Source organism: Desulfobacula sp. (assembly GCF_021107415.1).
Genome location: NZ_JAIOSW010000246.1, coordinates 1 through 3013 on the forward strand (window position 1 = coordinate 1; position 3013 = coordinate 3013).

Below are 3013 nucleotides of genomic sequence, written 5' to 3' on the forward strand. Positions count from 1 at the left end.
ACAGGAACCATTCTTTCGGTCAAGCCTTACAAATCCTTGAAAGTCGGTGCCGTGGTAACGGGTTCTGAAGTCTTTAACGGTCTGATCACAGATGATTTCGGTCCATCCGTGGGCAAAAAAATTACAGATGCCGGATGCCAACTTATCAAAAAAATCCTTGTGCCCGATGAAATTACAGCCATTTCCAGTGCGATTCTGGAATTAAAAAAACTGGGGTGTGAGATGATCATCACCACGGGAGGACTTTCCGTTGACCCGGATGATGTTACCCGCCAGGGGGTTATCAGAACAGGAGCCGATGTTACATTTTACGGCAGTCCTGTTCTTCCCGGAGCCATGCTCATGATATCAATGCTTGCTGATATTCCTGTTATCAGTCTGCCTGCCTGCGTATTTTATTATAAGCAGACCGTGTTTGATCTGATTTTTCCAAGAGTCCTTGCCGGAGAAAAAATCAAGGAAGATGATATTGCAGCCATGGGGCACGGCGGGTTGTGCATGAACTGCAAGGTCTGTCACTATCCTGTCTGTTCATTTGGAAGATAAAATGTGGAATGATGCCATTATGCCCCAATTAAAGACATCCAAAAATCTTCCTGAAACAGCACTAAGCCTGCTGGGCTTTTTTGTCGCACTTTTCAGTGCCGGTATCGGTATTGGCGGAGGAACCATATTTGTTTCCACATTCATATCTGTTTTTAAGTTTGATTTTAAGCGGGCAGCGGCGACTTCCCTTGCAGCCATTATCCCCATCACATTTGCAGGGGCGGTATCACATTTATTTATTTTTTCCAATCCTCCTTCGGGCAAATATTTTCTTGTTTTTATTCCCATGTGTATCTTGGGTACTATAATAGGTTCAAAATTTATTCATAAATGGAATAACCAATGGCTTAAATGGATTTTTGCCGTTTTTCTTCTCATTGCAAGCCTTCGAATCTTAAAATTTGCAGATTTTCCATTTTTAATGTTTTCCAGCCTGAATGAGATCTCCTGGACCCATGAGGCCATTTTTATCATGGCTTTCGGTATCATTACCGGTATCATTGCCACATGGCTGGGGATTGGCTGCGGACTGCTCATTGTACCGTTTTTTGTGATTGTGATGGATTTTAACATGCACCAGGCCATCTGCCTGTCTTTAACCACCATGTTTTTTTTAACAACTTCTGCCACACTCATGCACCACAAACTTGCAAACTTAAATCTCAAGGTTTTTAAGGCTTTGTTCCTCCCGTCCCTTGCAGGTGCTGTGACAGGCTCGGCCATATCCGGTCTGCTGCCGGGGTTTTATCTTAAACAAGCATTTGGCATTATACTGATGATGATTGCCTTTACATATTTGTTACAGCCGACGTTCAAGGCAATAAAAATCCGCAAAAAGAAAAGAGAAAGCCTCTATAAGGAGATATAAATGTCGGATAGCATATATGACACTTTGAAAAAAGCTCTGGAAGAAAAAATCATCTCCCATGATCTCGCAGATCAGCCCATCGACATTACATGCAAGGCCCTTTCAGCCCTGGAGGCCATCGGGACACCCGAGCATGATGACTACCCCATTATCAAAGGCAGAGAGGTCATGGTTGAGGCCGATTTTCTCACTGCAAAGGGCCAGAGCTTTACGGATGAGTTTGAAAACAGGGCATATCGCGTTAAAGATCTCTTGTCCATGGAGCTTTCCGGGGATCTTTCCACGAACAGAAAACGGGCTTCTTTTATTGCAGGGTTGAATGCTGTTTACAGGCATCTTGGCCTTGTGGACAAGACCATTCACTGTAAGGACAAAGAGCCGGTTCTTTGTGCAGAACAACTTTCCGACATTATCCCGAAAGATTCAAAAGTGCTTCTGGTTGGACACCAGCCACGGTTTCTTGAAAAACTTGCTTCTTACTGCCAGGTTCGGGCGGTTGATCTGGATGAGGACAATATCGGAAAAAAATTTTTCACTGTCACCATTGAATCTGCAGCAAATACTCAAGATGCCATTAACTGGTGCGACAGGATATTTGCAACCGGTTCAACCATTGTCAATAACACTATTTCAAACTTCATTGATGCGGGTAAACCTGCTGTTTTTTATGGAGTGACCATTACAGCACCCGCAAAAATCCTTAATCTTATAACCTTTTGTGAATACGGACATTAAAATGAAAAATATTTCAGAACTTATCATCGCTGTAAAAGGTGCCGGAGAAATGGCTACAGGCCTTGCCTGTCGTCTTTTTCAATCAAATTTTAAACATATCTTTATGATGGAAATACAAAATCCCATGGCTGTGAGGCGACAGGTCAGTTTCTGCGAGGCCATCCATGATGGAGAAATCATCGTGGAAGGTCTTAAGGCCAAAAAGGTCCTGCACCCGAATGATATCCGAGCTGCCTGGGACAACAATAGTATTCCTGTCATTGTTGACCCGGGCTGGGAATCCATTAAAGCGATCCGGCCGCATGTGGTGATTGATGCTATCATTGCCAAAAAAAACCTGGGAACCAATCTTTTAGAAGCCCCTTTGGTTATCGGACTTGGTCCAGGATTTGAGGCAGGCAAAGATGTTCATATGGCCATAGAAACAAACCGGGGCCACAACCTTGGAAGAATCATTTTAAAGGGTTGCCCGGAACCAAATACCGGAGCCCCGGGCAATATAGACGGGTATACCATAGAAAGGGTTGTTCGAGCACCATGCACAGGCATCTTTACGTCTTCTTTATCCATCGGCACTCTTGTCAAAAAAAATGATGTGGTTGGGTATGTTGATAACAAGCCGGTCATCACTCAAATAGACGGTATCGTAAGAGGGCAGATAAGAAATAACATCAGCGTCACAGACAAATTAAAAATCGGTGACATTGATCCCAGAGGAAATATTGAATATTGCACTACAGTCTCAGAGAAAGCACGGGCTATTGGCGGCAGTGTACTGGAAGCCATTTTAAGAAAATACAATCATTGACCAGGTCATAAGTCTGGTCATGGACCAAATTATAGATCAAATTATAGATCTGGTGA

4 protein-coding genes are annotated in these 3013 nt (G+C 43.4%); all 4 read left to right on the forward strand.

Translation table 11 applies throughout. From position 1 onward, the window contains the following. On the forward strand, nucleotides 1-546 hold a 546-nt coding region (locus K8S13_RS13405), incomplete at its 5' end, for a molybdopterin-binding protein (protein WP_291463193.1). 1 nt (nucleotide 547) lies between these two features. Beyond that, the gene (locus K8S13_RS13410) at nucleotides 548-1414 is read left to right on the forward strand and encodes a sulfite exporter TauE/SafE family protein (RefSeq protein ID WP_291463196.1); all 867 of its coding nucleotides are present in this window, start codon (nucleotides 548-550) and stop codon (nucleotides 1412-1414) included. After that, the gene (locus tag K8S13_RS13415; protein ID WP_291463198.1) at nucleotides 1415-2149 is read left to right on the forward strand and encodes a DUF364 domain-containing protein; all 735 of its coding nucleotides are present in this window, start codon (nucleotides 1415-1417) and stop codon (nucleotides 2147-2149) included. A 1-nt stretch (nucleotide 2150) separates the two neighbouring features. Beyond that, entirely contained in the window at nucleotides 2151-2957 is an 807-nt protein-coding gene (gene yqeB, locus K8S13_RS13420; protein WP_291463200.1) for a selenium-dependent molybdenum cofactor biosynthesis protein YqeB, read from the forward strand. The last annotated feature ends 56 nt before the right edge of the window (nucleotides 2958-3013 follow it).

Coding starts and splice junctions, on each gene's coding strand:
- K8S13_RS13410 (WP_291463196.1), top strand. CDS start 548: ATGTGGAATGATGCCATTATGCCCCAATTAAAGACATCCAAAAATCTT.
- K8S13_RS13415 (WP_291463198.1), top strand. CDS start 1,415: ATGTCGGATAGCATATATGACACTTTGAAAAAAGCTCTGGAAGAAAAA.
- yqeB (WP_291463200.1), top strand. CDS start 2,151: ATGAAAAATATTTCAGAACTTATCATCGCTGTAAAAGGTGCCGGAGAA.